The organism is Kutzneria sp. CA-103260 (assembly GCF_018263855.1).
Lineage (GTDB): Bacteria > Actinomycetota > Actinomycetes > Mycobacteriales > Pseudonocardiaceae > Kutzneria.
Genome location: NZ_CP073318.1, coordinates 5,264,385 through 5,290,159, shown reverse-complemented (window position 1 = coordinate 5,290,159; position 25,775 = coordinate 5,264,385). Strand labels below are relative to the sequence as shown.

Sequence of the window (25,775 nt, the reverse complement as noted above, 5' to 3'; positions counted from 1 at the left end):
GCCATGATCACTCGACTGCTGGTGGCCAACCGGGGCGAGATCGCCCGCCGGGTCTTCCGGTCCTGCCGGCTGGCCGGCATCTCGCCGGTCGCGGTGTTCTCGGATCCCGACGCGGACGCCCCGTTCGTGGCCGAGGCCGACCACGCCGTCCGGCTGCCCGGGGCCGCGCCGTCCGAGACGTACCTGCGGATCGACGCGCTGATCGCGGCGGCCCGGGCGACCGGGGCCGACGCCGTGCACCCCGGATACGGCTTCCTGTCGGAGAACGCCGGGTTCGCGCGGGCGGTGCTGGCGGCCGGCCTGACCTGGGTCGGCCCGTCGCCCGAGTCGATCGAGGCGATGGGCTCCAAGGTGGCGGCCAAGAAGCGGGTCGCCGCCGACGGCGTGCCGGTGCTGGCCGAGCTCGACCCGGAGACCGTGACCGAGGACGACCTGCCGGTGCTGATCAAGGCCTCGGCCGGCGGCGGCGGTCGCGGCATGCGGATCGTGCGCGAACTGTCCACGCTGCGTGAGGAAGTGGCCGCGGCCCGTCGCGAGGCCGAGTCGGCGTTCGGCGACGGCACCGTGTTCTGCGAGCCGCTGCTGGAGGGCGCGCGGCATGTCGAGGTGCAGATCCTGGCCGACTCGCACGGCACGGTGTGGGCCTTGGGGGAGCGGGAGTGCTCCATTCAGCGGCGGCACCAGAAGATCGTCGAAGAGACGCCTTCACCAGCGGTGACACCGGAAATCCGCACGAAACTTTTCGACGCCGCGGTCGCGGCGGCCCGGTCGATCAGCTACGTCGGCGCGGGCACCGTGGAGTTCCTGCTGTCGGCCAGGGGGACCATCCACTTCCTGGAGGTCAACACCCGGTTGCAGGTGGAACACCCGGTCACCGAGTGCGTGTACGGTATCGACCTGGTTCGCTGGCAACTGGCCATCGCTGAGGGTGCCCAGTTGCCGGCGGACCACCCGACCCCGAACGGCCACGCCATCGAGGTCCGGCTCTACGCCGAGGACCCCTCCCTGGACTGGCGGCCGCAGAGCGGGGTGCTGCACCGGTTCGCACTGTCCGATGTGGACGGCGAGTTCACCGTGCCCCGGGAGTACGGGCTGCGGTTGGACAGCGGCGTCGAGGACGGGTCGGTCGTCGGCGTGCACTACGACCCGATGCTGGCCAAGGTCATCGCCTGGGGCCCGGACCGGGCCGCCGCCGCCCGTCGGCTCTCGGCCGCGCTGGCGAGTGCGAAGATCCACGGTGTGCTGACCAACCGCGACCTGCTGGTGAACGTGTTGCGCAGCAAGGAGTTCCTGGCCGGCGACACCGACACCGGCTTCCTGGACCGGGTCGGCCTCGACCAGCTCGCCAAGCCATTGGTGTCCGATGTGGACCGAGGTGCGCTGGTGGCGGCGATCGCCCTGGCCCAGGGCCGGCAGAGTCGATTCCCGTTGGGCTGGCGGAACATTCCGTCCCAGCCGCAGAAGACCGTCTTCGAGCAGGCCGAGGTCACGTACCGCTTCGACCGCGATGGCAAGCTCGTCGAACCGGCCGGCATCGAGCTGGTTCGGGCCACCGAGCACGAGGTCGTGCTGGACGTCGACGGTGTGCGGCAGCGCTACGAGGTCGCCCGCTACGGCGACACGGTCTACGTCGGCCCGCTGGCATTGACGCTGGTCCCGAGGTTCCCGGACCCCACCGACAAGATCGCCGAGGGGGCCACCGTCGCCCCGATGCCCGGCACCGTGGTCCGGGTTTCCGTGCAGGCCGGGGAAACCGTCGCGGCCGGCGCGGAACTGCTTGTGCTGGAGGCGATGAAGATGGAGCACCGGGTGGTGGCCGCTGCCGGCGGCACCGTCGCCGAGGTGCTCGTGCAGGCAGGTCAGCAAGTCGAGGCGGGCGCCGTGCTCGCTGTGGTGGAGGGTGAGTAGGGCATGAGTTTTGTGGAGAGCGAGGAGCGGCGGGCGCTGCGCAAGGCCGTCTTCGACTTCGGGTCGCAGTACGGCGCCGACTACTTCACCGCCAAGGCGCGGGCCGGGGAGAAGACCACCGAGCTGTGGTCCGAGGCCGGCAAGCTCGGCTATCTCGGCGTGGCCGTGCCCGAGGAGTTCGGCGGCGGGGGCGGCGGCATCGGCGACCTCGCCGCCGTGTGCGAGGAACTGGCTGCCGCCGGCAGCCCGCTGCTGATGATGGTGGTGTCGCCGGCCATCTGCGCGACCATCATCGCCCGTTTCGGCACCGACGCCCAGAAGCAACGCTGGCTGCCCGGGTTCGCCGACGGCAGCACCAAGATGGCCTTCGCCATCACCGAGCCCGACGCCGGCTCCAACTCGCACAAGCTGGCCACCTCCATCCGCCGCGAGGGCGACGAGTGGGTGCTCAACGGACGCAAGACCTTCATCTCCGGCGTCGACGAGGCCGACGCGGTGCTGGTGGTGGCCCGGCATGTGGACACCAAGGGACAGCGGCTGCTGCCGTCCCTGATGATCGTGCCCACCGCCGCCGCCGGCTTCGAGTGGCAGCCCATCGAGATGGACATCGTCTCGCCGGAGAAGCAGTTCACCCTGTTCCTGGACGAGGTCCGGCTGCCCGACGACGCCCTCGTCGGCCGGCCCGACGGCGGCATCGGGCAGCTGTTCGCCGGCCTCAACCCCGAGCGCATCATGGCCGCCTCGTTCTCCACCGGCATCGCCCGCAACGCGCTGGGCCGGGCCGCCGAGTACGTCAAGACGCGCAAGGTGTGGGACGTGCCCATCGGCTCCCACCAGGGCCTTTCCCACCCTTTGGCGCAGTGCGCGATCCAGATCGAGCTGGCCCGGCTGATGACCCAGAAGGCCGCCGCGCTCTACGACTCCGGTGACGACCAGGCTGCCGGCGAGGCCGCCAACATGGCCAAGTACGCCGGCGCCGAGGCCGCCGCCACCACCGTCGACCAGGCCATCCAGTCCCACGGCGGCAACGGCCTGGCCACCGAGTACGGCCTCGGCGCGCTGCTGGGGGCCAGCCGGCTGGGCCGCATCGCCCCGGTCAGCCGGGAGATGATCCTCAACTACGTCTCCCAGCACACCCTGGGGCTGCCCAAGTCGTATTGATGGCGCCGCCTTCGGCGTCGCGGCTCGGCCCCCGGGTAGCCGATGCCTCGCCCAGGGCGAAGCATCGGCGGGGCCTCGCGACTCTTCGGAACCGGGAGCCTCATGGGTACATGTGGGGCGCGCCGGCGATCGTCTCGTCGCCCTTGCCGTCGTTGTGCCAGACCGTGGCTGTGTCGGCGCACATCGCCCGTGCGCCGGCCCAGTCCCGGTTCTCCAGGTGCCGGAGGTAGGTGACCGCCCGGCCCTTGAGGTCGTAGGCGAGGGCCCGTTCGCCCGCCTCGATCCGTAGCGGCAGGTGATTGCCGGGTGGCGAAAGCGGGCAGGTGAAGACCCTCGGGGACACGTGGTGATGTGACAACGTCGCCTGGTTGAAGTCGACCGTCACGGTGCTGCCCGGCTCCAGCAGCGGCAGGACCAACCAGCGGCCGATACTGGGCGTCTCAGTGCCGCTGGTCTCGTCGGTGAAGACCACAAGCCGTTGCCCTGGCATGTCTTCCAGTACGGACAGGACGTGCTCGACGCCCGCGATGGTGACCACAAGGTCGACCGGTGCCAGGATGGCTTCGGTACTGCGGGGAGTCGTCAGCCGCTCCACCTCGATGCGGCGGCCTGGTTCGGCGGCGCGGTACTCGCCCTCGAAAACCCAGGCCGGGTCATAGGGATAGGCGTCGATCCCGCTGAGCCCCGACCGGGCCAGCGCGCCCTCGTCCATGACGACCACGCCGTAGAAACCGCTGGCGCCGCCGGCGAAACCCTTGCGGCCACCGGGGAATTCGAGGGAACTGCCGGCAGGCACCTCGACCGTGCCGGCCGCCGGCTCGCCGTTGATCTCGACACCGTCCTCGGCCGTCACGGTCAACGTCCCGGCGTCGGTGACCCGCCACTGCCCGGGAACTCCGGGCAAGACCACGGGATCCGGGCCGGAGATCCGACCGTTGGCGACGACCTTCGCCTTGCCGTTCGGGCCAGCGAGCTCCTGCCACCGGGCCTCGCGCCACGCCGCGTGCTCGGCGGGGACGACTTGATCCGTAGCCATGAGGTTGATTCCTTTCTCCGTGCTCCTGGAGATCAACCTACGAACGTCGTGCGCCAAAGGCATGCTCCGTTGCCTATGAAGCAAGACGATCGGTGGCGGGGCTGCCGTTCCGGCAAACGGTCAGCTCTCCCGGTGTCCCCGGCGGGCGTCGCGGTCGAAGATGCCGAGGATCTCGCACGGTCCGCCCTCCGCGCCGATCGCGTGCGGCAGCATGGTCGGGAACTCCGCGGCCTGGTTGGTCTCCACCCGCAGGCGGCGATTGCCCAGCAGCAGCACGGCGGTGCCGGACAGCACGACGAGCCATTCGCGGCCCGGGTGGGCGCGCATGCGGGCGACGTTGTCCGGCGGCGGTCCCGTCATGCGCTGGCGCACCACGGTCATGCCCGGCTCCGCCTTGATCGGCCAGCGCATCAACCCGTGCCCGCCGTCGATCATCGGATTGGCGATCACGTCGTCGGTGTCGGTCTCCACCAACTGGTCCAGCGAGGTGTCCAGGGCACGGGCCAGGTCGACCAGCTGGTCTAGGGCGAGACGGCGCTGGCCGGTCTCGATCCGGCTCAGCGAGGACGGGCTCAGTCGCGCGCGGGTGGCCAGCTCCTCCAGGGACCAGCCCTGGGCCACCCGCAGGGCGCGGATCCGTTTGCGCACGAGACTGTCCAGGCCGTCCTTGTGCGTCATGGGCATGACCGTATGTCGGTGACGCAATACGGGCCCGCCGGGAATGGAATCCCGGCCGCCCGGGTTGTGTTCGACAGGAGTCGTACAAGGGAGGGTGGGCCATGAGCACGACGGCGCAGTTGGGGACGGGGTGGCGGCTGGGCGAGCTGGCCGCGAAGCCGGGGCAGCCCTCTCGGGAGCGGCTGGCGGCCGGCACGCACGCGTTCGCCGACGGGCTGGTGCACGTGCCGGCGGACCTGCCCGAGGGACCGGTGGCGCTGGTGGTGCTGCTGCACGGGGCGGGTTCCACCCCGGAGCGGGCCCTCAAGCTCATGCAGGACCGCAATGCCCTGGTGTACGCCCCGAAGTCGCGGGCCCGCACCTGGGACGCCATCCACGGGAACTTCGGCCCGGACGTGGAGGCGCTGGACCGGTCGCTGAGGGAGCTGTTCGAGCACTTCGACGTGAAGACGGCGGCGATCGCCGGCTTCTCGGACGGGGCTTCGTACGCGCTGTCGCTGGGCCTGGTCAACGGCACGCTGTTCGAGCACGTGGTGGCGTTCTCGCCGGGGTTCGTGGTGCCGGGAGCGCGGGCGGGCAAGCCGAATGTGTTCGTCTCGCACGGGCGTCACGACGGCGTGCTGCCGATCGAGGCCACCAGCCGGATGATCGTGCCGGCGCTGCGGATCGTGGGCTACCGGGTGGACTACCGCGAGTTCACCGGCGGCCACGAGGTGCCCTCGACGGTGGCCGACTCGGCCTTCCGTCGCATTGCCCCTTGAGGCAGAACAGAACCCTGTTGCCGGTCACGGCCGCCCGGAAATGCGCCTAGGGTGGTCGTAACTGGGGCAAGGGAGTTTTGTCGTGCGGCACATCGTGATCGTCGGGGCCGGGCAGGCCGGCTCGCTGTTGGCGCTGGGACTGGTGGACGCGGGCTATCGCGTGACCATGGTGTCCGACCGCACCGCCGAGGACATCCGGGACGGGCGGATCCTGTCCAACCAGTGCGTTTTCGAGCCGGCGCTGGCCCACGAGCGGGCGCTGGGGCTCAACCACTGGGACGGCGAGGTGCCGCCGGTGACCGGCATCGCTTTCGCCGCAGGCCTGCCGGGCTCGCCGGACCCGTTCATCTCCTGGGTGTCGCCGCTGGACAACCCGGCCCAGTCGGTGGACCAGCGGGTGAAGATGTCCTTCTGGCTGACCGAGTTCGTCAATCGCGGTGGCGAGCTGCGCATCGGCCGGGCCACGCCCGAGGATCTCGCGGACTACGCCCGTGAGGCCGATCTGGTGCTGGTCGCCGCCGGTCGTGGGCCGCAGTTCGACAGTGTTTTCCCGCGTGACGACTCGCGATCCCCGTACTCGCAGCCGCAGCGCGGGATCACCTTGCAGCTGATGGAGCAGGATCCCGCGGCCTTCTACCAGGGTGTCACGTTCGGGTTGGCGCCGGGCATCGGCGAGTTCTTCGCGCTGCCGGTGTTGTCGGTCGCCGGACCCCGGTTCGGGCTGTACGTCTCGGCGATTCCCGGCGGTCCGATGGACGTCTTCGACGGCGTCACCGACGCCGAGCAGCACCTGGAACTGTGCCAGGAGCAGCTGCGCCGGTTCTTCCCCTGGTCCGTCGGGATGGCCGAAGGGGCACAGTCGGGTGGGCCGCAGGCGGTCCTCACCGGGCGCATCACCCCGGTCGTCCGGCACGGCGTGGGCACCCTGCCGACCGGTCAGCACGTGCTGGCCATGGGCGACACCGCCATCACCAACGACCCGATCGGCGGCCAGGGAGCCAACAACGCCGTGCACTGCGCGCGGATCTACCAGCGGCTGATCACCGAGCACGGCGACCGCCCGTTCGACGCCGAGTTCATGGCCCGCTGCTTCGACGCCTACTGGGACTACGCCCGGCACTCCACCAGGTTCAACAACGACCTGCTCGAACCGCCGCCCGTGCACATCCTGGACACGCTGCGGGCGGGTCAGGAGTTTCCCGAGGTGGCGCACCGGTTCGCGCACCTGTTCAACGACCCGACCGGCTACGAGCCCTGGCTGGGCGACCCGGAGACGGCGCAGGCGTACCTCCGCGAAGTGGCGGAACGCGCGGCGTAATCACAGTCGGGCGTGACCCTGTTGCGCACCTACGTGACAAGTCCTCGGAACACACCATGAACTGACTCACAGCGCCGCCGCCGGACGGTTCGGAGCTGGCTACGGTCCTGGCAATTCCCCCTGCTACGAGAGGAATTCCCATGGGTCGTCACAGTGTGGTCCGGCGGTCGGCGGTGTCCGCCGTGGTCGGCGGCGGCGTGGTCGCGGCGATGGTGATGCTGCCGCTGTCCGGCACGGCCAGCGCGGCCGAGCCGACCGACTTCACCGACGCCGGCATCGACGTCGGCGGGCAGCTCGGCACCAGCCTCGGCGGGTTCGCCGGCGGCACGGTCGGCACGATCGCCGACGGAATCTTCGGCAACAAGGACGGATCCGGGCACAAGGCCGGCGAGCAGTTCGGCCAGAAAACCGGTTCTGTACTGGGATCCACCGCGGGCGGCGGCTTCGGCGGGGCGGTGGACGGCGGCATCGGCGGCGTCACCGGAACCGCGACCGGCACCGCCAAGCCGGGCAGCGACATCGGCCGCACTGTTGGCGGCGCGGTCGGTGGGGCGGCGGGAGGCGCGATCGGCGGGGCCGTCGGCGGCGCGATTGCCCCGCCGGCCGCACCGATCGGCACGGCCATCGGCACCGCGGTGGGCACCGCCGGCGGTCAGCTGGCCGGCGCGGCCGCCGGTGGCGCGGCGGGCGGGGCTTTCGACGGTGCCGTCAAGGGTTACGAGGACGCCACCGGCCAGCTGCCGCCGTTCCTGCCGGGTCAGCTCACGCCGCTGACCTGAGGATCAAGCCCCGATTCGGGCCAGCACCCCGGTTGGCGCCTCGTCGTCCCGGCGGATCTCGTCACGCAGGTAGCCGGAGAACCGGCCCGCGCCCTGCGACGAGAAGGACGTGCTGCTGAGCACGGCCGACGCCGGGGCGACGTAGTCGGCGAGGTAGTCGTGGTTGGACACCAGCGGAACCCGGGAGTCCAGCGACAGCACGGTGGTGGTGGCCTCCAGCAGCTGGTGGTACGACACCCGCCGCAGGCCGCCGCGCACCCGGAACCGGCCGTTGTCCGAGGCCAGCGCGCGGGCCGGCACGTTCAGCAGCGCCGCCGCGTCCCGGTGCAGACCCCAGTAGGCCGACGCCGCCGCCTTGCGCAGCGCGATCCCGCACGGCACGCCCACCGTGTGCAGGGCGTGGCCGGAGCTGAACCGTACCGTCGCCTCGGACAAGTGCAGCTCTTCGGCGATCATCCGGCTGGCCGCCGCCTGGGCCACCGCGTCGAAGGCGATGTCCCGGCTGTACAACAGGATTTCGCCCGCGCGCAGGATCAGCCAGGCGTCCGGCGCGGGCTGCGGCTCCGCGTCCCGCTGGAAGGTGAAGCCGACGGCCAGCGAACCCGCGTTTCTGGTCCGGCCGAGCCGAGGACGTCGGCTGGCCGGGGCCAGCGCGGAACGGCAGGCAGCAGCGGTGCTGGTGTGCATTGGAGCCTCGCAGAAAAGTGCGCGCGATCACACGCAATGGTTGTCTCCCCACAGAAGTTACGCCGCCCTCGGCCGGCCGTCAGCCGAAACTGTCCCCTCGGTCGTCGATTCCTGCCCCATCGTCGAATTGTGTATCTCGCGGGAATTAGCCGGCACCTTTGTCCGTTGAGGTGTGGACGCGGACACCGCCCGCCCAAGGCGTCGGGGGTGGCCTGTTCTACGCTGCCCTCGTGGTGAACTTGCGCGTGTTGCTCGTGCCCGCCCTGCTCGTCCTGGCCTGCGCCGGGTGCAGTCGGGAGGCCGGTCCGAGCGGCCCGCCGGTGGCCAAGTACGGGCCCTCCGTGCAGGACCTGACCGTGAAGGTCACCGCCCTGCAGGCCGACCAGTGCCAGACCGTGCCCGCCGCCACCGTGTTCCCCGAATGCGAGCGCTACGCCACCGAGGTCGTCAACTTCGGCAACAGCGTCATCTCCGAGACCGCCGGCAGCAAGCAGGCCACCGCCATCAAGGCCGTCGTCGACCAGATGCAGGCCGCCGTCGGCGACTACGAGAAGCGCCAGTGCGGCGTCGGCACCCAGAATCCGGGCCTGAACAACGCCAACCCGGCCACCAACGGCCCCAATGCCGCCCCCTGCGCCGCCGCCCTGACCACCGTCCGCGAACAGGTCGACGCCATCGGGAAACTGCTCAACCAGATCAGTTAAGACGGCGTCGCAACTCGGCGGTCAACTCCTCCGCTGGCATCGAATCCGGGAAATGGGTCACGTATCGGCCATCGGGGGAGAGCAGATAGGTGATGGCGGTGTGCGGCACGGCATAGCCGTCTGGATCCTCCGGATCGTCCCGGCGGCGGGCGAATACGCGGAACTCGCGCTTGGCGGCGTCGATGGCGTCGGGGGAGCCGGTGAGGCCGGTGAAGGCGGGATAGGCGCGGAGGAAGTCCCGCATCACCGGGGGAGTGTCCCGGTCGGGGTCGACGGTGATGTAGAGCGGGCGAATCCGGTCGGAGAGGTCGCGGAGTTCGGCCAGAACGGTGGAGAGGCGGCCGAGGGCGCGGGGACAGACGGCGCGGCAGTGGGTGAAGCCGAAGAACACCAGCTGCCACGAGCCCTGGTAGCTGGCGGAGGTCACCGCATGGCCGTGGTGGTCGACGAGGGAGTACGTCGGCGTGGTCGGGGCGCTCACGGTTCCCGCCGGAAGGTGAAGGTCCGAGCCTCGTCGGGACAGCGCAGCACGACATTGTCGCCGTCCACCCGGAGGAAGTCAGAGGAATCGAGCGGCTGGTCGTCGACGGTCCACCGGCCGGTGAGGCGGGAGATGGTGACGGTGCCGTCGCCGGGAAGGCCGGGGGCCCGGCGCAGGCGGGTGTGCAGGACACCGTCGACGACCTCGGCCCGGCTGACGTCGACGTTGCGGTCGACGGCGGTCAGCGCCGGTTCGGCGAGGCGTGACCGGTCCCAGGGCTGGTTGTACAGGCCCCACAAGCCATCGGGGACGTTGAGCCGGGCATAGCCGATGAGCACGTTGCCGGTCATGGGTTCCATCTCGACCCGGTTGCCGTCCGGATCGGCCTTGGTGTCGTTGCGCGGGTAGTACAGGCCGCCGTCGCGCCAGGTCGGATTCATGAACTGGTCGACGTGGTCGAGCAGCCCCCGCAGGGTGGGCTCGTCGCCCATCTCCGACGCCCACGCGGCGACCCAGCCGAAGTCGCAGGTGTCGCTGACCACGGTCTGCCCCATGACTTCCTGCGGCGCAGAGGCGGCCACGGAGAGCGTGCCGGCGGGGCTCCGGTGCACGAGATTCGCCACCTGGCGCGGATAGTTGGCCCGCACGAAGTCGCGGTTCCACATGTTCATCAGGGCCCCGCACCACGCGTCGACCCAGGCCAGCTGCCGCGCGTTGGGCAGCACCCGCTGGGAGTCCCGCAGCACCATCATGTTGTACCGGCCGGTCTCGTCCAGCCGGCCGAAGTCCCGCCACGCCTGCTCGTAGCCGGCGACGACCTCCTCGGCCCGGCGGCCGCCGGTGATCAGGTCGTGCAGGCGGAAGCCGAGAATCGCCGGCTGGTTGCAGATTTGGAACACGCAGTTGGGTTCGCAGGCCACGCCCAGGTAGCCGCTGCCGACCATCTGCCAGTAGATGTGCTCGTTCAGCGAATTCCGGTCGTACGGGAACTCCCGCGGCTCGCCGCCCCAGAAGAAGGACCAGTAGCCGAACGTCAGCGAGCCCTCGGCGGCGTAGCGGTCGCTGTCGAACAGGTAGTCGTGCAGCAGGGCCATGGACTGCACGTAGGCGCTGTACATGATGTTGTCCCGCACCACGGGATCCCACTGCTCGCCGACCTCGTCGACCAGGTGTGCGTTGTAGACGCTGCCGCCGCGGCTCACGTCGCGCCAGTACATCCAGACCTCGGGATGCATGATCTTGTCGATGAGCCGCTGCATGATCGGCTGGAACAGGCCGGGGGCGGCGGGCAGCCGGTGCCGGTGGGTCAGCGCCAGGGCGTAGGCCATGTACGCCAGCTGGAACCGGTACCCGCCGAAGTCCTCCTGGTTGGTTCCCTTGCCCTGCATCAGGGACCAGTCGTTGGGCAGCTGCCGCGAAAGGTTGTCGAAATGCCGTAGATGGCCGAGCTGTTCGGCGGTGAGCGTCGTGGACACCCGGGACCTCCTGCCTTCGCCGACGAAGCTACGCTGGTCCAGCGCTGATGATGTTGCCCCAGGAAACCGAATCTTTTTCACGGATTTCGGGTGGCCTGTTCGTTGGGGCAGCGGTGGCGGGACGATCGGCTCCTGACGTTCGGCCCGGCGATCAGCGGGTGCGATTGTGGACGAGTAGACGTGTTTTCGCAGGCCGGAGGGGGTCCTGCCGGTGATGTCGACCGGGTCGGTGGCAGCGGGCGCGGTGCATCCGGAAGGGGTGCCCGGCGACGGCATCGGCCAGCTGCTGGACCGGATGAACTACCGCCGGCACAGCGCGTCCGTGCTGGGCGCCCTGGTGGCGGCCCTGCCGAGGGACGAGCGCCTGCCGGCCGTGGTCCGCACCTCGGCGAAGCGCACGGCCAAGCGGTGTGAGCGGGAGTCGATCGTCCTGCCGGGACTGCACTTCGGACAGTCCGGGGCGGTGTGGGCGCTGCTGGACGCGGCGGCGGCGCTGTCCGACCCGAAGCTGATGGCCCGCGCGGTCAAGCTGGCGACCGAGATTCCGCTGCTGAGCAGCAATCCGGACGTCTGCGACGGTTCGGCCGGCGCCGGCCTGACCCTGCTGCACGCCTGGCGGGTCACCGGCGACGAGCAGTTCCTGGACCGGGCCAGGGAATGCGCCCGCCACCAGGACATCACCGAGGGCAAGTACGGCTTCGGCCATGGCGTCGCCGGCATCGCGGCGTTCCTGCTGGATCACGCGTTGGTCACGGGTGACCAGCAGAGTCGGATCAAGGCGATCCGACTGGCCGATGTGCTGTGCGAAGCCGCGATGTGGGACCGCACGTCCGCGCGCTGGCCGTCGGGGGCGGGGGAGAGCATTCCGCTCGGCGGCTGGTGCGGCGACGCGGCCGGTGTGGGCAGTTTCCTCGTGCGCGCTTGGCTTGCCACCGGCGATCAGCGCTACCGCAAGGTGGCCGACGCCGCCGCGGCGGCGGTGCGGGCCGACCAGTGGACCATGGCCACGGCCAGCTGTCACGGCGTGGTCGAGAACGTGGAGTTTCTTCTCGACATGGCCGAAGCCACTGGCGACGACCGGCACCGCGACTGGGCCCTCAAGACCGTCGACCAGCTGGCCTGGCCGGACGACGCCGCCCTGCCGGTGCTCATCGCCGCCCTGGTGCGGCTGGTGGTCCCGGGGTCGCCCCGGCTGTGGATGCCCCCACTGGGTAGTGCAAAATCGTTGGGGCAATAGGCAAACCGGGCGGCCGCGGCCGCCCGGTTTGCCGGATCCCTGTTTACACGAAGGCGCTCAGGCCGGTGATGGCGCGGCCGGTCACCAGCGAGTTGATCTCCCGGGTGCCCTCGTACGAGTACACCGCCTCGGCGTCGGCGACGAACCGGCCGACGTTGTAGTCCAGCACGATCCCGTTGCCGCCCAGGATCTCCCGGGCCCAGCCGACCGCCTCGCGCATCCGCGAGGTGCAGAAGGCCTTGGCCAGCGAGGAGTGCTCGTCCTGGTACACGCCCTCGTCCTGCAGCTGGGCCAGCCGGACGACCATGCCCAGCGACGCGGTGACGTTGCCCAGCATCTTCACCAGCAGGTCCTGCACCAGTTGGAAACTGGCGATCGGCTTGCCGAACTGGACGCGTTCCTTGGCGTAGGCCAGCGCGAGGTCGTACGCGCCCATCATGACACCGACCGACTGCCAGGCCACGCCGCCGCGGGTCTGCCGCAGGATGTCGGCGGTGTCCCGGAAACCGTGGGCGTTCTGCAGCCGGTTGGCCTCGGGCACGCGGCAGTCGGTCAGCGTGATGTCGGCGTTCTGCACGGTGCGCAGGGCCATCTTGTGCTCGATCTTGGTGGCGATGAAGCCGGGGGTGTCCTTCTCCACCACGAAACCCTTGACCTTGTTGTCGGCCTCGTCCCGGGCCCACACCACGACCAGGTCGGCGAAGGTGGCGTTGCCGATCCACCGCTTGGCGCCGTTGAGGATCCAGGTGTCGCCGTCCCGCCGGGCGGTGGTCTTCAGGCCGCCGGCCACGTCGGAGCCGCCGTTGGGTTCGGTCAGCGCGAACGCGCCGATCTTCTCCATCCGAGCCATCGCCGGCAGCCAGCGCTGCTTCTGCTCGTCCGAGCCGCAGCGGTTGATGCTGCCCATGGCGAGTCCACTGTGGACGCCGAAGAAGGTGGCCAGCGACGGGTCGACCCGGTTCATCTCCATGGCCAGGAAGCCGGTGAGCAGGCTGCGGCCGCCGCGGTAGGCCAGGCCGGCGATGTCCAGCTCGGCGAAGCCCTTCACGATCTGGTGCGGGAACTCGGCGTTGGCCCACGCCTCGTTGGCGATCGGCGCGACCTCGGTGCGCAGGAACTCCCGGGTCTTCTCGACGATCGCCTGCTCCTCGTCGGTCAGCAGGCCCTGGAAGTCGTAGAAGTCACCGGACATCGTTGTCACGCTCCTTGAAACTGATGATCTCGAGCTGCTGGCGGTCGCGCTTCTCGGCGCGCTTGTCGTTGTCCGCCAGGGGATAGACGGCCTCGACCTGGTCGGCCAGGCGCGCCTGCACGTCTTCGGGGATGTAGGGCATGAGGTGGGCCATCATGTGCCGCAGCCCGCCCGGGCCGCCGCCGAGGTGGAAGGCCAGGAACGGTCCGACCGTGGCCCACCGCACGCCGATGGAGTTGGTGACGATGTCGTCCAGCTCCGGGATGGACACCACGCCCTGCTCGACCAGGTTCACGCACTCCTCGAACAGCACGCGCTGCAGGCGGTTGGCGACGTGACCGCGGATCTCCTTGTGCACCACCACCGGAACCTTGCCCAGCGAGTGGTAGAACTCCTTGGCCCGCGCCACTTCCGCCTCGTCCGCGCCGACCACCTCCACCAGCGGCAGCAGGTGCGGCGGGTTGAACGGGTGCCCGACCACGAGCCGCCCGGGGTCGGCCATCTTCGCCGACATCGAGGACGGCGTCAGGCCCGAGGTGGAGGACAGGATCAAAGCGTTGGCCGGAGCGGCTTTCTCGATGGCCGCGAACAGATCCTGCTTGAACTCCAGGCGTTCCGGGCCATTCTCCTGCACCGCGTGCACACCGTCGACGGCCTGCTCGACCGAGCCGACGATCTCCAGGCGGGACAGGAGTTCCGCCGCTGTCCCGGTGAAACCGGGGACGGTCGGGGCGAACTCGCGGACCGCGTCGTGCACGGCCTGCTCCAGGTCCGGACGGGGATCCGTGACGCGCACGGTGTGCCCCTCGGCCAGCATCAGGGTCGTCCAGGACAGGCCGATGGTGCCGGCGCCGACGATCGCGAGAATCATGGGTCAGCGCTCCTTCAGGTAGTCGAACACCGGCTGGACGCCGGACAGCGTCAGGTCGGTGATGATGTGGCTGGCCGACACGACCTCCAGCACCGGCAGGTCGGCCAGCGGGGCCAGCACGTGCTGGAACAGCTGCAACCGGGCCGGTCCGGTCCACGCGGCCTTCACCGTGATGTCGGTGATCTGGGTGCGGACCAGTTCGCACACCCGCGGCGCCCGCTCGTAGCCGGGCACGATCTTGACCATGTAGGTGGGCAGGGTCAGCTCGGCCTTGGCCGCTTCCAGGTCCATGGCGTAGTGCTTGTAGCCCATGGTCGCGGTGGCCACCCGCTGCGTGCCGTAGTCCAGGGTGCCGACCAGCGCGCCGGTGTCGGCGAACAGCCGGGGCGAGCCGGTGCTCTTGGGGTAGGCGCTGATCTCCCGGCCGGCCACGGTCGCGGCCACGTTGTCCAGGTACATCGCGTGCAGGTACTCGCCGCGCTCCTCGCCGAAGCGGACCGGGATCACCTGGCCGGACTCGGTGTACGGGCCGAAGCTGGTGCTGTCGCCCATCTTCATGACCTCGAACCGGACCAGGGGTTCGTCGAACTCCAGCGGCTCCGGCACGGCGGCGCGCAGGGCCTCGGGATCCGTGCGGTAGACGATGTTCAGGTACTCGCGGTCGGTGAACCGCGACCGGACCGGCGCCCAGGCCGGCGCGGTCAGCGGGGTCGCCAGCCGGGTGGCCACTTCGGATGCCTTCACCACTACCTCCTTGCCGTGACGCCGGCCTCGGCCAGCTCACGAAGTTCGTCCGCGGAGTACCCGAGCTCGCCGAGCACCTCGTCGTTGTCCTGCCCCAGTCGCGGCGCGTGCCTCCGAACACTCGCAGGCGTGGCCGAGAACCGCACGGGGGAGCCGATCACCCGATAGGTGCCTTCGGTGGGGTGCTCGGCCGTCTCCAGCAGGCCGACCTCGTTGACGTAGGGGTCCTCGGTGACGTCGTCCAGGTCCAGCACCGGGGCGAAGGGAATGCTCAGCCGGGCGCAGGTCGCTTCCCATTCGGCCGTCGTCCGCTCGCCGGCGTACTTCTCGATCAGGTCGTAGAAGGCGTCGAAGTTGGCGGCCAGGCTGGCCGAGTCCTGGAACCGCGGGTCGGCCAGGGCCTCGGGGTGGCCGACCTCGGTGAAGAAGTCCTCGATGTTGCGCTTGCTGTAGGGCAGGATGCAGGCCCAGCCGTCCCTGGTCTGCACGGCCCGGTGGCCGGGGGACAGCGAGCGGGAGAAGCCCATCAGGCCGGCGGCCGGCTCGAAGGTGCGGCCGGCCAGGTGCTCGACCAGGTTGAAGGCGAGCATCGTGTCGGTCATCGGCACCTCGACGCGCTGGCCCTCGCCGGTGCGCTGCTTGTGCACCAGTGCCGCCAGGACACTGTAGACAATCGTCAGCCCGCTGACCTTGTCGCCGAGAATGGTCGGCATGTAGGTCGGCGTGCCGGTGGCGCGGCGCATCAGGTCGGCGGTGCCGGACGCGGCCTGCACGATCTCGTCGTAGGCGGCGCGGTCGGCCAGCGTCGAGTCGCTGCGGAAGCCCTGCGCGTTGCAGTAGATCAGGCCGGGGTTGACCTCAGCCAGCTGTTCGTAGTCCAGGCCCAGCCGGTGCAGCGCGCCCGGGCGCATGTTGGTCACCACCACGTCGGCCGTCTTCACCAGGTCCAGGAAGACCTGCTTGCCGCGCGGGTTCTTCAGGTCGATGCAGACCGCTCGCTTGTTGCGGTTCACGTTGAGGGCCAGCGATCCCATGCCCTCGTTGCGGTACGGGGCGGTCAACCGGCTCATGTCGCCGGTCGGCGGCTCCACCTTGATCACGTCGGCGCCCATGTCGCCGAGGATCTGTGTGGCGTACGGGCCCATGACCACCGTCGCGAGGTCGATCACCCTGATGCCGTCCAGAGCCCCCATGCTCTCCGCCTCCTCAGTTGTTTGCCTTACATGAACTACTTTGCCCCGCCGGTCAGCTTTACGCAATGTGATACGGTTCTACCTATATAGGTAAGGAGGCGATCATGGCGGAGCTCCGGCCGCACCACCGGGCGGTGGACCGGATCGCGGAGATCCTGGAGGCGGTGGTCACCGAGCGGGCCGGCCTGACCCTGACCCAGCTGGCCCTGCGCCTGCACGCGCCGGTGTCCTCGGTGCAGAAGCTGGTCAACGGCCTTGTCGCCGTCGGCTACCTGGAGGAGGACGGCAAGCGCTTCCGGCTCGGCGCCGCGCCCTACCTGCTGGCCATGCGGTCCGGGCAGCGGCTCGTGTCCACGGTCAACCACTCCGACCTGGTCGACCTGTTCGACCGCACCGGCCTGAGCGCCGTGCTGGCCGTGCGCACCGGGGACACCTCCGTGTACGCCGACTGGGCCGGCACCGACGATCCCTTCAACTACCTGACCGTGCAGCAACTGCGGACCCCGTTGCCCGAGACGGCAGTAGGTCGCGTTCTGCTGGCGTACATGCCCGACCGTGAACGCCATGAGATGGTCGCTGCCCGCTATCCCGACGACCGGGCCGCCGCCCTGGCCCTGCTGACCGAGCTCAGCGGTGTCCGCGAGACCGGCTACACCTTGGGGGACAGCGGGCCCATGCTGCGGGGCATCGCGTCGGTCGCCGCGCCCGTGTGGGAGCAGGGCCTGGTCGTCGGCGCCGTGGCGTTGGCCGGCCCGCACGACCAGGCCGTCGAGAAACTGCCGGAGATGGTCGATCTGCTGCTGGCGGAGCTGCGGCGCTACGCCCGCCGCCGGGTGAACTGAGCGATGTCCGCGATCACGGTCTCGTCCAGGTGGGAACCGTTGCTGGCAAAGAACATGTGGTCCAGCTCCGGGTAGATCCGGACCTCGGCCCGCGGCACCCGCCGCCAGCCCGGCAGGTCGTCCTCGACGGTCACCTGGTAGTCCCGGCCGCCCTGTAGCGCCAGCACCGGCCGGTCCACCTCGATGGCCGTCCGGACCTGGTCGTACTCCCTGAGCTGCAACCAATATGTCGCTGGGAAGCCGAACGGCAGCTCGCTGGCCGGAGTGTCCGGGGTGAGGTCGGGGCTCGCCGCCCGCGCGGCCAGCCGGGTCATCAGCTCCACCCCGAGGTCCAAGTGCCTGGCCACGCGCAGGGCCGCCGCGGGCATCGGCGACGTGTCCGCGGCCAGCAGCACCACGCCCGCCACCGCCGGGGCCCACTGGGCGACCTTGGGGGCGATCTTGCCGCCGGCGCTGTGGCCGGCCACGAACACCCGATCCACATGGCCGGCAAGGAGTTCCACGCCCGCGACCGCGGCCGGCAGGTACTCCTCGACCAGGGTCGGCGCGTCGGCCGGCTTGTCGAACCGGACCGACGCCACACCCAGGCCGGCCAGCCCCCAGGCGAGGTCCTTGAGCATCTTCACCGGGCCGGCGGTCTCGTCCCGGTCGAACGCGCCGGCGCCGCTCAGCAGCACGATTCCTGCGCCGTTTCCGTTGTGCGGCAACACCAATGCCCCGGGCTGGGAGCCGACCAGCACCTCCTGTTCGGTGAAGAGCTCCGGCTTCGCGTACAGCGGCGGCTCCCACTGTCCGGCCGCCGTCAGCCGGAGCCCGTTCACCCGCCCCTGGTCGTCCACCGACATCCGCAGTTCGACGGTCCCGTTCAGCAGCACGCTGAACCGGTTGTCGCCCAGGCTCACCGGCTCGCCGACGGCGTGCACCGCGCCGACCTCCTTGGTCCAGGCGATCCGCACGAAGTCCGCCGACACCGCCGCCCGCAGCTCCGGCGCGAACAGGTCCACCACCTCGTCGAACCGGCCCGCGCCGGCCAGCTTCACCACGGCTTCGATTGCCATCACGGTCTTCCCCCTACCATTCTCGTCTTATGCGAACGGTAGCACGATGTGAGAAAATAAGCCCGTGAGCACCATGGAACTGCTGGCCCACCCGGTTCGGATGCGGATCGTGCACGCCCTGCGCGGGCGGGAGCTGACCACGGGGCAGCTGTGCGAGCTGCTGCCGGACGTCTCGAAGGCGATGGTCTACCGGCACGTCGAGGCGCTGGCCGCCGGCGAGGTGCTGGCGGTGGCCAGCGAGCGTCGGGTTCGTGGCGCGGTCGAGCGGACGTACCGGCTGCACAACTCGACGATCGAGACCGAGGACCTCACCGTCGACGACTACCGGCGGGGGTTCGATCTGGCGCTGGCCACGCTGCTGGCCGAGTTCACCGCCTACCTGGACCGCGACGGCGTCGACCCGACCGCCGACCTCGTGGGCTTCCGGCAGCACGCGATCTGGCTCAGCCGTGCGGAGTTGGCCGAATTCATGGCCGATCTGCGCGAGGTGATCGTGCCGCGGCTGGCGCAGGAACCGACCGCGGACCGGTCGCGCTACCTGGTGAGCCCCATCGTGTTCCCGGCCGAGGAGTGAGCGCTGGGTAGCCCCGGAAATGACAGTGCCCCGGACGCTTGAGGAGCGCCCGGGGCAGCAGGAAAGCGGGAGATCAGCCGAGACCGCCGCGCATGGCCGAGGCCAGCTCGCCGTTGGTGGTGTCACCGTCGGCGGACCAGAAGAACGCGCCGCCCAGGCCCTGGGACTTGGCGTAGCTCATCTTGCCGCCGATGGTGGACGGGGTGTCGTAGCTCCACCACTGGCTGCCGCACTTGGCGTAGGCGGTGCCGGCCACGGTGCCGGTGGCCGGGCAGGAGGTCTTGAGCAGCTTGTAGTCCTGGATGCCGGCCTCGTACTTGCCGGGCGCGGCGCCGGTGGCGGAGCCACCCGGGGCGGACTGGGTGACGCCGGTCCAGCCGCGGCCGTAGAAGCCGATGCCCAGCAGCAGCTTGGCCGCCGCGATGCCCTTGCCCTTGAGCTTCTGGATGGCCGCGTCGGCGTAGAAGCCGGCGGTCGGGATGCCGCTGTAGGAGTTCAGCGGCGCGTTCGGGGCGGTCGGCCCGGTCGGGGCCCAGGCGCCGAAGTAGTCGTAGGTCATCACGTTGTACCAGTTCACGTACTGCGCGGCGGCGGCGTAGTCGGCGGCGTCGATCTTGCCGCCGCTGGTGCCGTCGGCGGTGATCGCCGCGGTGACCAGGGCCCCGGAGCCGAACTTGGCCCGCACGGCCGACAGCACGTTCTTGAACGCCGCCGCGCCGCTGGTGTCACAGCTCAGGCCGCAGGCGTTGGGGTACTCCCAGTCCAGGTCGATGCCGTCGAAGACGTCGGCCCAGCGCGAGTCCTTGACCATGGCGTAGCAGGAGTTGGCGAACGCCGCCGGGTTCTTCGCGGCCTCGGTGAAGCCGCTGGACAGGGTCCAGCCGCCGACCGAGAACACCACCTTCAGGCCGGGGTGCATCTTCTTCAGCTTGCGCAGCTGGCCGAAGTTGCCGTACAGCGGGCCGGTGTCGGCCTTGCCGTCGACGCTGGTGCTGGCGTCGAACACCTTCTGGTAGTCGGCGTAGGCGTCGGTCAGCGAGCACTGGCCGTTGGCGGTGCTGCCGAACGCGTAGTTGATCACGTTCAGCTTGCCCGCGGTGCCGCTGCTCTGCAGGTTCTTCACCTGGTAGGCGCGGTCGTAGATGCCCCAGTTGGTGAAGTAGCCGACCATCGTGTTGCCGCCGGCGGCCGGAGCGGCGGTGGACGCGGGGGCGGCGCCCACGAGCGAGGCGGCGACCAGGCCGACCAACGCCGCGGCGCCCGCCATGAGCCGCCGCTTTCCGAACATTGCCATGCGTTTCTCCCTGAATCCGCAGGAGGGATCCCGGCACGGGGCGGCGGCGGGGGGCCAGTGCGGGGACCCGGTGAAAAGGGACAAAGCGTGTGCCGTGCCTCACGGTAGGTGGTCTGGACCACTTCGTCAACGGCACCGCCACGAATGGGGTCGCACGAGATTGGCTAACCTGTCCGTTGACTGGTTTGACCAAGTCCACGACCCGATCACATGAGGAGTGCAGTACCCGTGATGCGCACGCACGAGGCCGGGACGCTCCGGGCCGAGCAGGCCGGGCAGTCCGTCACCCTGACCGGGTGGGTGGCGCGCCGGCGCGATCACGGCGGCGTCATCTTCATCGACCTGCGGGACGCCTCCGGCGTGGCCCAGGTCGTGTTCCGCGAGGGCGAGATGGCCGAGCGCGCGCACCGGTTGCGCGCCGAGTACTGCCTCAAGGTGACCGGCGAGGTCGTGCGCCGCCCCGAGGGCAACGACAACCCGGACATCGCGACCGGCCAGATCGAGGTCACGGTCACCGAGTTCGAGGTGCTGTCCGAGGCCGCGCCGCTGCCCTTCCAGCTCGACGACAACCTGGAGGTCGGCGAGGAGGCGCGGCTGCGCCACCGCTACCTCGACCTGCGCCGCAGCGGCCCGGCCAAGGCCATCCGGATGCGCAGCGCCGCCAGCCGCATCGCCCGCCACGTGCTGGAGGAGCGGGACTTCGTCGAGATCGAGACGCCCACGCTGACCCGGTCCACCCCGGAGGGCGCGCGCGACTTCCTGGTGCCGGCCCGCCTCGCGCCCGGCTCCTGGTACGCCCTGCCGCAGTCGCCCCAGCTGTTCAAGCAGCTGCTGATGGTCGCCGGCATGGAGCGCTACTACCAGATCGCCCGCTGCTACCGGGACGAGGACTTCCGGGCCGACCGCCAGCCCGAGTTCACCCAGCTCGACATCGAGATGAGCTTCGTCGAGCAGGACGACGTGATCGAGCTCGGCGAGGCCGTGGTCAAGGCGCTGTGGAGCGAGCTGGCCGGCCACACGATCGAGGGCCCGATCGCCCGCATGACCTACGCCGACGCGATGGCCCGCTACGGCACCGACAAGCCGGACCTGCGCTTCGGCCTGGAGCTGACCGAACTCACCGAGTACTTCCAGGACACCCCGTTCCGGGTGTTCAAGGCCCCGTACGTGGGCGCGGTGGTCATGCCCGGCGGCGCCGACCAGCCCCGCCGCACCCTGGACGCCTGGCAGGACTGGGCCAAGCAGCGCGGCGCCAAGGGCCTGGCCTACGTGCTGGTGGCCGAGGACGGCACGCTCGGCGGCCCGGTGGCCAAGAACCTGTCCGAGACCGAGCGCGAGGGCCTGGCCAAGGCCGTCGGCGCCAACCCCGGCGACTGTGTCTTCTTCGCCGCCGGCGACCCGTCCGACGCCCGCGCCCTGCTCGGCGCGGCCCGGTTGGAGATCGGCCGCCGCGTTGGCCTGATCGACGAGTCGGCCTGGTCGTTCGTCTGGGTCGTCGACGCCCCGCTGTTCGAGTCCGTGGACAAGATCGGCGACGACGTCGCGGTCGGCAGCGGCAAGTGGACCGCGGTGCACCACGCCTTCACCTCGCCGACCCCGGAGTGGATCGACCGCTTCGAGGAGGACCCGGGCAAGGCCCTGGCCTACGCCTACGACATCGTCTGCAACGGCAACGAGATCGGCGGCGGCTCCATCCGTATCCACCGCCCCGACGTGCAGAAGCGGGTCTTCGCGATCATGGGTCTCAGCGAGGCCGAGGCCGAGGAGAAGTTCGGCTTCCTGCTGGAGGCCTTCAAGTTCGGCGCCCCGCCGCACGGCGGCATCGCCTTCGGCTGGGACCGCATCGTCATGCTGCTCGCGGGCGAGAGCTCGATCCGCGAGGTGATCGCCTTCCCGAAGTCCGGCGGCGGCTACGACCCGCTGACCGCGGCCCCCGCGCCGATCACCGCCCAGCAGCGCAAGGAGGCCGGCGTGGACGCCAAGCCGGCCAAGTCGGCCGACACCGCCAAGGCCTGACCCTCGATTTGTTCGCCGGGGGTACCCGTTCAGGTGTCCCCCGGCGGCACCAACCCGTTACCAAGCCGTATTCCAGCGCGGTGATGCTCGAACATGACGGCACAGCGACTGCTCCGGGTAGTCGATTGTGCCGATCGTGTGGACGTGCTGTGCACTCGAAGGAGTAGGGTCGGAAGGGATGAGCGTGGAGACCACCGCTGGCCCCGCCAACGCCGCCGGGGCAGCGGACAACGAGGTCGTGGCGACCGTCGCGGCCGCAGAGTCAGTGCTCAGCAGGCGATTCGGGGCGTCGATCCGGTTGGCGGACCCCGAGGACCTGCGTGGTAGCGGGAAGTCCACCGTGCTGCGGGTTCGGGTGGCGTCGACCCCGTTCTCGCTGCCCAAGACGCTGGTCGTGAAGAGCTACGCCGAGCCTCCGGTCGGCGAGCTGATCGACCCTTTCCCGCACGAGGCGGTCAGCTACCAGCTGTTCACGGCGTTGGGCGGCGAGGACCGGATCTGTCCCGAGCTGATCGCTCACGACGGGACCAAGCGGCTGATCGTGCTCGAGGATCTCGGCCGCGTCCCGACGCTGGCCGACAAGCTGCTCGACCATGACGCCCGCGGCGCGGAGCGCGCGCTGCTGGCCTGGGCTCGGGCGCTGGGCCGCCTGCACGCCACCACCGCCGGCCGCGAGGCCGACTTCGACGCGCTGACCCGCCGGCTGGGTGGCCGTCCGGGCCAGGATCCGGTGGCGCGCCGGGCCAAGGTGGCGCTGGCCGAGCTGCCGGAGATGCTGCAGTCGGTGCTCGGCGTGACCGTGGGCGAGGAAGCCCTCGCCCACGCCCATCGCGGCGGCCGGCTGCTCAGCAGCAGCCAGCACCGGGCGTTCAGCCCGTCCGACGCGTGCGCCGACAACAACCTGATCACCGGCAAGGGCTTGCGGGTGCTGGACTTCGAGGGCGGGTGCGTGCGGGACGTGGCCCTGGACGCCGCCGCGCTGCGCATCCCGTTCCCGCTGTGCGGCTGCTCGTTCCGGCTGCCCAACGGCATGACCGAGGCCATGGTCGCGGCCTGGCGGTCCGAGGTCAGCCAGGTCTTCCCCGACCTGGAAGACGACGATGTGCTCATGCCCAAGCTGCTGCACGGCCAGCTGCTGTGGGTGTGGCTGTCCACCTGGATGTACCTGCCGCGGCCGGGTGTGCCGGACGGGCCGATCACCAACCGGCTCCCGTCGCCCCGCCGCAGCAGCGCCCTGCACGCCCGGTGGCAGCGCCTGCGCGACGACGCCGCCCGGGCCAAGCGGCCGGCGCTGGCCGAGCACGCCGACCAGGTGGCCGCCGCGATGGCCGAACGCTTCGGCGCCGAGGCCGCTCACCTGCCGTTGTTCCCCGCCTTCGGCTGACCGTCGACGGCTGAGCTGACTGTTCGCCCAGCCGTCCCCGGCCCGCCACCCGACCATCACCGGGAGTGATTGTCCGCGGGTGATCGTGGACGGGTGACGGTTCAGGCGATGTCGGAGAGTGTGCCCGCCCGCCGCGCGGTCGGACGCCTCGTCGTGCTGGGGGACTCGACGAGTGTCGGTCTCGGTGATCCGCTGCCCGGCGGCGGCTGGCGTGGCTTCGGGCCGCTGCTGGCCGAGGCGCTCGGCGGCAGCGACCTGACGAACCTGTCCCGCACCGGGGCCCGGATCGGGACCGTGCGGCACGAGCAGTTGCCGATGGCGGCGGCCCTGCGGCCGGACGCGGTGGTGATCGTCGCCGGCATGAACGACACCATGCGCTCGGACTTCGACCCCGCCCAGCTGCGGGCCGACCTCGACCACGTGGTGGTCAAGCTGCTGGCCGTCGGCGCCGTGGTGGTGCTGGCCCGCTACCACGACCACGCCCGGGTTTTCCGGCTGCCCAAGGTGTTGCGCCGCGCGCTGCGCCGTCGGGTGGACGAGCTGAACGCGGTGATTCACTCGGTGGTGGCCGACCGCGGCGTCGGCTGCGTCGACCTGGACGCCCTGCCCGGCGCCTACGACCTGGCCGCGTGGAGCGTCGACCGGCTGCACCCGTCCGAGCTGGGGCACCGCATGCTGGCCCAGGGCTTCGCCGAGGAACTGACCCAGGCCGGCTGTGCCGTCGAGTCGCCGGTCAGCCTGGTGTGCGCCGGCGGCCGGGTCGTCGCCCCGTGGCAGCATGTCGCCTGGCTCGTGCTGAAGGGCATTCCGTGGCTGTGGCGCCGCGGTTACGATCTGGCTCCCTATGCCTTCGCTGTCTTGTTCCGGACAGCCGCCGGCGATTCACGACAGTCGTCGTGGGCCACTTGGACGAATTATTCACAAGATAATTCCGTGAATAGTTGATTTCGGTCAACTACTGAATTCTGTGGGTACGCTCCCGACGTTGGACGTGTTCTTCCATTTCAGGAGGACAAGTGTCGCGAGCGTTTGTCAGATCATCCCTGTTCGGTGTCGGCGCGGCCGTGGTGGCCGCGCTGACCGCTCTGGCCCCGGCCGCCCAGGCGGCCGGTGACCCGCACGTCGTCACCCCGCAGGTGCAGTCCCTGCGGGCCCAGGTCCACAACGGCACGCTGCTGAACTCCCATGGCACCGTCGCGCCCTGCGTGTTCTGCCAGTCCAAGCTGGTCACCGCCGCACCCGGGTCGAAAACACCCCTGTCGACCACGGTTCCGGCCGGTTACGGCGCCGACGACCTCGCCACCGCCTACCACCTGCCCGCCGCCGCCACCGGCGCCAAGGGCACCATCGCGATCATCGACGCCGGCGCCTACCCGAACCTGGAAGCCGACATCAACGCCTACCGGACGCAGTACGGCCTGCCGGCCTGCACCGTGGCCAGCGGCTGCCTGAAGATCACCGACCAGAACGGCGGCCCCGGCCAGACGCCGGCCACCACCTTCCCGGACACCTACTACGAGGAGTCCGTCGGCGTGGAGACCGCGCTGGACGTGGACATGGCCTCCGCGGCCTGCCCCTCGTGCAACATCATCGAGCTGCAGCTGCCCATCGACGACGCGCTCAACGGCACCAAGGAGCACGTCGACGCGGCGATGGCCGACTTCGGCACGGCCGTGAACACCGCGGCCAAGCTGGGCGCGACCGCGGTCAGCATGAGCTACCAGTACCCGAGCGACACCGACGTCGAGTTCGGCCAGGCCGGCCGCGACCTGTTCCACCCGGGCATGGCCGTGCTGGCCTCCTCCGGCGACGGCGGCTACGAGGGCAACACGCACACCGGCTGGCCGCAGAACCTGCCGTGGGTGGTCTCGGTCGGCGGCACCTCGCTGTTCCAGAACGGCGACGGCTACACCGACATCGCCTGGGCCGGGGCCGGCAGCGGCTGCGAGACCGACCTGCCCGCCGCCATCGGCGCCCCGCCGGCCGTCAGCGCCAACTGCGGCGGCCACCGCGCCTCGTCCGACGTGTCCGCGGTCGCCGACCCGAACACCGGTGTCTCCGTGTTCGACACCTACGCGCCGTTCAGCGGCTCGCCGTACAACTGGATCCTCGTCGGCGGCACCAGTGCCTCGTCGCCGTTCGTCGCCGGCCTGTACGCCCGGGGCGGCCACACCTCGCAGGTGATGGGCCCGAACACGCTGTACACCGCGCCCAAGGGCGCCTTCACCGACGTGACCCTGGGCCAGAACGCCCCGGCCCACGTCTGCCCGACCGCCACGCCGGCGCTGTGCGTCACGGGCAAGGGCTGGGACGGCCCGACCGGGGTCGGCGTGCCGAATGGCCTCGCCGGATTCTGATTCAGCAGTGAATAACGACGGGCGG

Annotated in this window: 24 protein-coding genes; 13 read left to right on the top strand and 11 right to left on the bottom strand. The window is 70.4% G+C overall.

Annotated elements, in window-relative coordinates; genetic code table 11:
- Positions 1 to 3: 3 nt before the first annotated feature.
- Positions 4 to 1,908, top strand: coding sequence for an ATP-binding protein (locus tag JJ691_RS22950; RefSeq protein ID WP_211770771.1), 1,905 nt, complete (start codon positions 4 to 6; stop codon positions 1,906 to 1,908).
- A 3-nt stretch (positions 1,909 to 1,911) separates the two neighbouring features.
- Complete coding sequence (locus JJ691_RS22945; protein ID WP_211770770.1) at positions 1,912 to 3,069, top strand: acyl-CoA dehydrogenase family protein; 1,158 nt, start codon at positions 1,912 to 1,914, stop codon at positions 3,067 to 3,069.
- 100 nt (positions 3,070 to 3,169) lie between these two features.
- Here JJ691_RS22945 and JJ691_RS22940 read toward each other — a convergent pair whose 3' ends face one another.
- Both JJ691_RS22940 and JJ691_RS22935 read right to left on the bottom strand, forming a co-directional pair.
- Positions 3,170 to 4,105 carry a DUF1684 domain-containing protein gene (locus JJ691_RS22940; protein ID WP_211770769.1) on the bottom strand — a complete coding sequence of 312 codons (936 nt, stop codon included), beginning with the start codon at positions 4,103 to 4,105 and terminating at the stop codon, positions 3,170 to 3,172.
- Positions 4,106 to 4,225: 120 nt separating this feature from the next.
- Entirely contained in the window at positions 4,226 to 4,783 is a 558-nt protein-coding gene (locus JJ691_RS22935; protein WP_211770768.1) for an XRE family transcriptional regulator, read from the bottom strand.
- Between the two features lie 101 nt (positions 4,784 to 4,884).
- On the opposite strand from JJ691_RS22935, the gene JJ691_RS22930 reads away from it, so the two are divergent.
- From JJ691_RS22930 to JJ691_RS22920, 3 genes are all read left to right on the top strand, one after another.
- Entirely contained in the window at positions 4,885 to 5,544 is a 660-nt protein-coding gene (locus tag JJ691_RS22930; protein WP_211770767.1) for an alpha/beta hydrolase, read from the top strand.
- An 82-nt stretch (positions 5,545 to 5,626) separates the two neighbouring features.
- Positions 5,627 to 6,862 carry a styrene monooxygenase/indole monooxygenase family protein gene (locus tag JJ691_RS22925; protein WP_211770766.1) on the top strand — a complete coding sequence of 412 codons (1,236 nt, stop codon included), beginning with the start codon at positions 5,627 to 5,629 and terminating at the stop codon, positions 6,860 to 6,862.
- Between the two features lie 140 nt (positions 6,863 to 7,002).
- The gene (locus tag JJ691_RS22920; protein ID WP_211770765.1) at positions 7,003 to 7,641 is read left to right on the top strand and encodes a hypothetical protein; all 639 of its coding nucleotides are present in this window, start codon (positions 7,003 to 7,005) and stop codon (positions 7,639 to 7,641) included.
- Between the two features lie 3 nt (positions 7,642 to 7,644).
- Here JJ691_RS22920 and JJ691_RS22915 read toward each other — a convergent pair whose 3' ends face one another.
- The gene (locus JJ691_RS22915) at positions 7,645 to 8,328 is read right to left on the bottom strand and encodes a hypothetical protein (protein WP_211770764.1); all 684 of its coding nucleotides are present in this window, start codon (positions 8,326 to 8,328) and stop codon (positions 7,645 to 7,647) included.
- 230 nt (positions 8,329 to 8,558) lie between these two features.
- On the opposite strand from JJ691_RS22915, the gene JJ691_RS22910 reads away from it, so the two are divergent.
- Positions 8,559 to 9,032 carry a hypothetical protein gene (locus JJ691_RS22910; protein WP_211770763.1) on the top strand — a complete coding sequence of 158 codons (474 nt, stop codon included), beginning with the start codon at positions 8,559 to 8,561 and terminating at the stop codon, positions 9,030 to 9,032.
- On the opposite strand, the gene JJ691_RS22905 is transcribed toward JJ691_RS22910, so the two are convergent.
- Positions 9,025 to 9,513, bottom strand: a complete 489-nt coding sequence (locus JJ691_RS22905) for an SCO family protein (protein ID WP_211770762.1) — start codon at positions 9,511 to 9,513, stop codon at positions 9,025 to 9,027. The two genes, JJ691_RS22910 and JJ691_RS22905, sit on opposite strands and share 8 nt — an antisense overlap.
- Positions 9,510 to 10,988 (bottom strand): linalool dehydratase/isomerase domain-containing protein, encoded by a 1,479-nt coding sequence (locus JJ691_RS22900; RefSeq protein WP_211770761.1) that lies wholly within the window; start codon positions 10,986 to 10,988, stop codon positions 9,510 to 9,512. Before JJ691_RS22900 ends, JJ691_RS22905 begins: the two co-directional genes overlap by 4 nt.
- A gap of 214 nt (positions 10,989 to 11,202) precedes the next feature.
- Between JJ691_RS22900 and JJ691_RS22895 the strand changes: the two genes are divergently transcribed.
- Positions 11,203 to 12,225 (top strand): lanthionine synthetase LanC family protein, encoded by a 1,023-nt coding sequence (locus tag JJ691_RS22895; protein ID WP_249228261.1) that lies wholly within the window; start codon positions 11,203 to 11,205, stop codon positions 12,223 to 12,225.
- Positions 12,226 to 12,268: 43 nt separating this feature from the next.
- On the opposite strand, the gene JJ691_RS22890 is transcribed toward JJ691_RS22895, so the two are convergent.
- Genes JJ691_RS22890 through JJ691_RS22875 form a run of 4 tightly spaced genes read right to left on the bottom strand, consistent with a single transcriptional unit; the run spans position 12,269 to position 16,225 of the window.
- Positions 12,269 to 13,417: an acyl-CoA dehydrogenase family protein gene (locus tag JJ691_RS22890; protein WP_211770759.1), complete on the bottom strand. Its 1,149-nt coding sequence runs from the start codon at positions 13,415 to 13,417 to the stop codon at positions 12,269 to 12,271.
- A complete protein-coding gene (locus JJ691_RS22885) occupies positions 13,407 to 14,288 on the bottom strand; it encodes a 3-hydroxyacyl-CoA dehydrogenase NAD-binding domain-containing protein (protein WP_211770758.1) in 882 nt (293 codons plus the stop codon). Before JJ691_RS22885 ends, JJ691_RS22890 begins: the two co-directional genes overlap by 11 nt.
- Positions 14,289 to 14,291: 3 nt before the next feature.
- A complete protein-coding gene (locus JJ691_RS22880; protein ID WP_211770757.1) occupies positions 14,292 to 15,032 on the bottom strand; it encodes an acetoacetate decarboxylase in 741 nt (246 codons plus the stop codon).
- Positions 15,033 to 15,034: 2 nt separating this feature from the next.
- Positions 15,035 to 16,225 carry a CaiB/BaiF CoA transferase family protein gene (locus JJ691_RS22875; protein WP_211770756.1) on the bottom strand — a complete coding sequence of 397 codons (1,191 nt, stop codon included), beginning with the start codon at positions 16,223 to 16,225 and terminating at the stop codon, positions 15,035 to 15,037.
- Positions 16,226 to 16,329: 104 nt separating this feature from the next.
- Here JJ691_RS22875 and JJ691_RS22870 point away from each other — a divergent pair, with 104 nt between their 5' ends.
- Positions 16,330 to 17,067 (top strand): IclR family transcriptional regulator, encoded by a 738-nt coding sequence (locus JJ691_RS22870; RefSeq protein ID WP_211770755.1) that lies wholly within the window; start codon positions 16,330 to 16,332, stop codon positions 17,065 to 17,067.
- On the opposite strand, the gene JJ691_RS22865 is transcribed toward JJ691_RS22870, so the two are convergent.
- On the bottom strand, positions 17,043 to 18,125 hold the full coding sequence (locus JJ691_RS22865; RefSeq protein ID WP_211770754.1) for an alpha/beta hydrolase: 1,083 nt from the start codon (positions 18,123 to 18,125) through the stop codon (positions 17,043 to 17,045). The two genes, JJ691_RS22870 and JJ691_RS22865, sit on opposite strands and share 25 nt — an antisense overlap.
- A gap of 73 nt (positions 18,126 to 18,198) precedes the next feature.
- Here JJ691_RS22865 and JJ691_RS22860 point away from each other — a divergent pair, with 73 nt between their 5' ends.
- Positions 18,199 to 18,699, top strand: coding sequence for a helix-turn-helix domain-containing protein (locus JJ691_RS22860; protein ID WP_249228260.1), 501 nt, complete (start codon positions 18,199 to 18,201; stop codon positions 18,697 to 18,699).
- A gap of 73 nt (positions 18,700 to 18,772) precedes the next feature.
- Here JJ691_RS22860 and JJ691_RS22855 read toward each other — a convergent pair whose 3' ends face one another.
- Entirely contained in the window at positions 18,773 to 19,966 is a 1,194-nt protein-coding gene (locus JJ691_RS22855) for a glycoside hydrolase family 18 protein (protein WP_442912780.1), read from the bottom strand.
- A gap of 255 nt (positions 19,967 to 20,221) precedes the next feature.
- Here JJ691_RS22855 and aspS point away from each other — a divergent pair, with 255 nt between their 5' ends.
- The 4 genes from aspS to JJ691_RS22835 all read left to right on the top strand — a co-directional run bounded on the left by aspS (position 20,222) and on the right by JJ691_RS22835 (position 25,750).
- A complete protein-coding gene (gene aspS / locus JJ691_RS22850; protein WP_211770751.1) occupies positions 20,222 to 22,009 on the top strand; it encodes an aspartate--tRNA ligase in 1,788 nt (595 codons plus the stop codon).
- A gap of 178 nt (positions 22,010 to 22,187) precedes the next feature.
- Entirely contained in the window at positions 22,188 to 23,393 is a 1,206-nt protein-coding gene (locus JJ691_RS22845) for a hypothetical protein (RefSeq protein ID WP_211770750.1), read from the top strand.
- A 93-nt stretch (positions 23,394 to 23,486) separates the two neighbouring features.
- Entirely contained in the window at positions 23,487 to 24,338 is an 852-nt protein-coding gene (locus JJ691_RS22840; RefSeq protein WP_306291379.1) for an SGNH/GDSL hydrolase family protein, read from the top strand.
- Between the two features lie 71 nt (positions 24,339 to 24,409).
- Positions 24,410 to 25,750, top strand: a complete 1,341-nt coding sequence (locus JJ691_RS22835) for a S53 family peptidase (protein WP_211770749.1) — start codon at positions 24,410 to 24,412, stop codon at positions 25,748 to 25,750.
- Positions 25,751 to 25,775 lie beyond the last annotated feature (25 nt).

Coding starts and splice junctions, on each gene's coding strand:
- JJ691_RS22930 (WP_211770767.1), top strand. CDS start 4,885: ATGAGCACGACGGCGCAGTTGGGGACGGGGTGGCGGCTGGGCGAGCTG.
- JJ691_RS22870 (WP_211770755.1), top strand. CDS start 16,330: ATGGCGGAGCTCCGGCCGCACCACCGGGCGGTGGACCGGATCGCGGAG.
- JJ691_RS22855 (WP_442912780.1), bottom strand. CDS start 19,966: ATGGCGGGCGCCGCGGCGTTGGTCGGCCTGGTCGCCGCCTCGCTCGTG.
- JJ691_RS22950 (WP_211770771.1), top strand. CDS start 4: ATGATCACTCGACTGCTGGTGGCCAACCGGGGCGAGATCGCCCGCCGG.
- JJ691_RS22890 (WP_211770759.1), bottom strand. CDS start 13,417: ATGTCCGGTGACTTCTACGACTTCCAGGGCCTGCTGACCGACGAGGAG.
- JJ691_RS22920 (WP_211770765.1), top strand. CDS start 7,003: ATGGGTCGTCACAGTGTGGTCCGGCGGTCGGCGGTGTCCGCCGTGGTC.
- JJ691_RS22935 (WP_211770768.1), bottom strand. CDS start 4,783: ATGACGCACAAGGACGGCCTGGACAGTCTCGTGCGCAAACGGATCCGC.
- JJ691_RS22875 (WP_211770756.1), bottom strand. CDS start 16,225: ATGGGGGCTCTGGACGGCATCAGGGTGATCGACCTCGCGACGGTGGTC.
- JJ691_RS22940 (WP_211770769.1), bottom strand. CDS start 4,105: ATGGCTACGGATCAAGTCGTCCCCGCCGAGCACGCGGCGTGGCGCGAG.
- JJ691_RS22945 (WP_211770770.1), top strand. CDS start 1,912: ATGAGTTTTGTGGAGAGCGAGGAGCGGCGGGCGCTGCGCAAGGCCGTC.
- JJ691_RS22845 (WP_211770750.1), top strand. CDS start 22,188: ATGAGCGTGGAGACCACCGCTGGCCCCGCCAACGCCGCCGGGGCAGCG.
- JJ691_RS22860 (WP_249228260.1), top strand. CDS start 18,199: ATGGAACTGCTGGCCCACCCGGTTCGGATGCGGATCGTGCACGCCCTG.
- JJ691_RS22865 (WP_211770754.1), bottom strand. CDS start 18,125: ATGGCAATCGAAGCCGTGGTGAAGCTGGCCGGCGCGGGCCGGTTCGAC.
- JJ691_RS22915 (WP_211770764.1), bottom strand. CDS start 8,328: ATGCACACCAGCACCGCTGCTGCCTGCCGTTCCGCGCTGGCCCCGGCC.
- JJ691_RS22895 (WP_249228261.1), top strand. CDS start 11,203: ATGTCGACCGGGTCGGTGGCAGCGGGCGCGGTGCATCCGGAAGGGGTG.
- JJ691_RS22885 (WP_211770758.1), bottom strand. CDS start 14,288: ATGATTCTCGCGATCGTCGGCGCCGGCACCATCGGCCTGTCCTGGACG.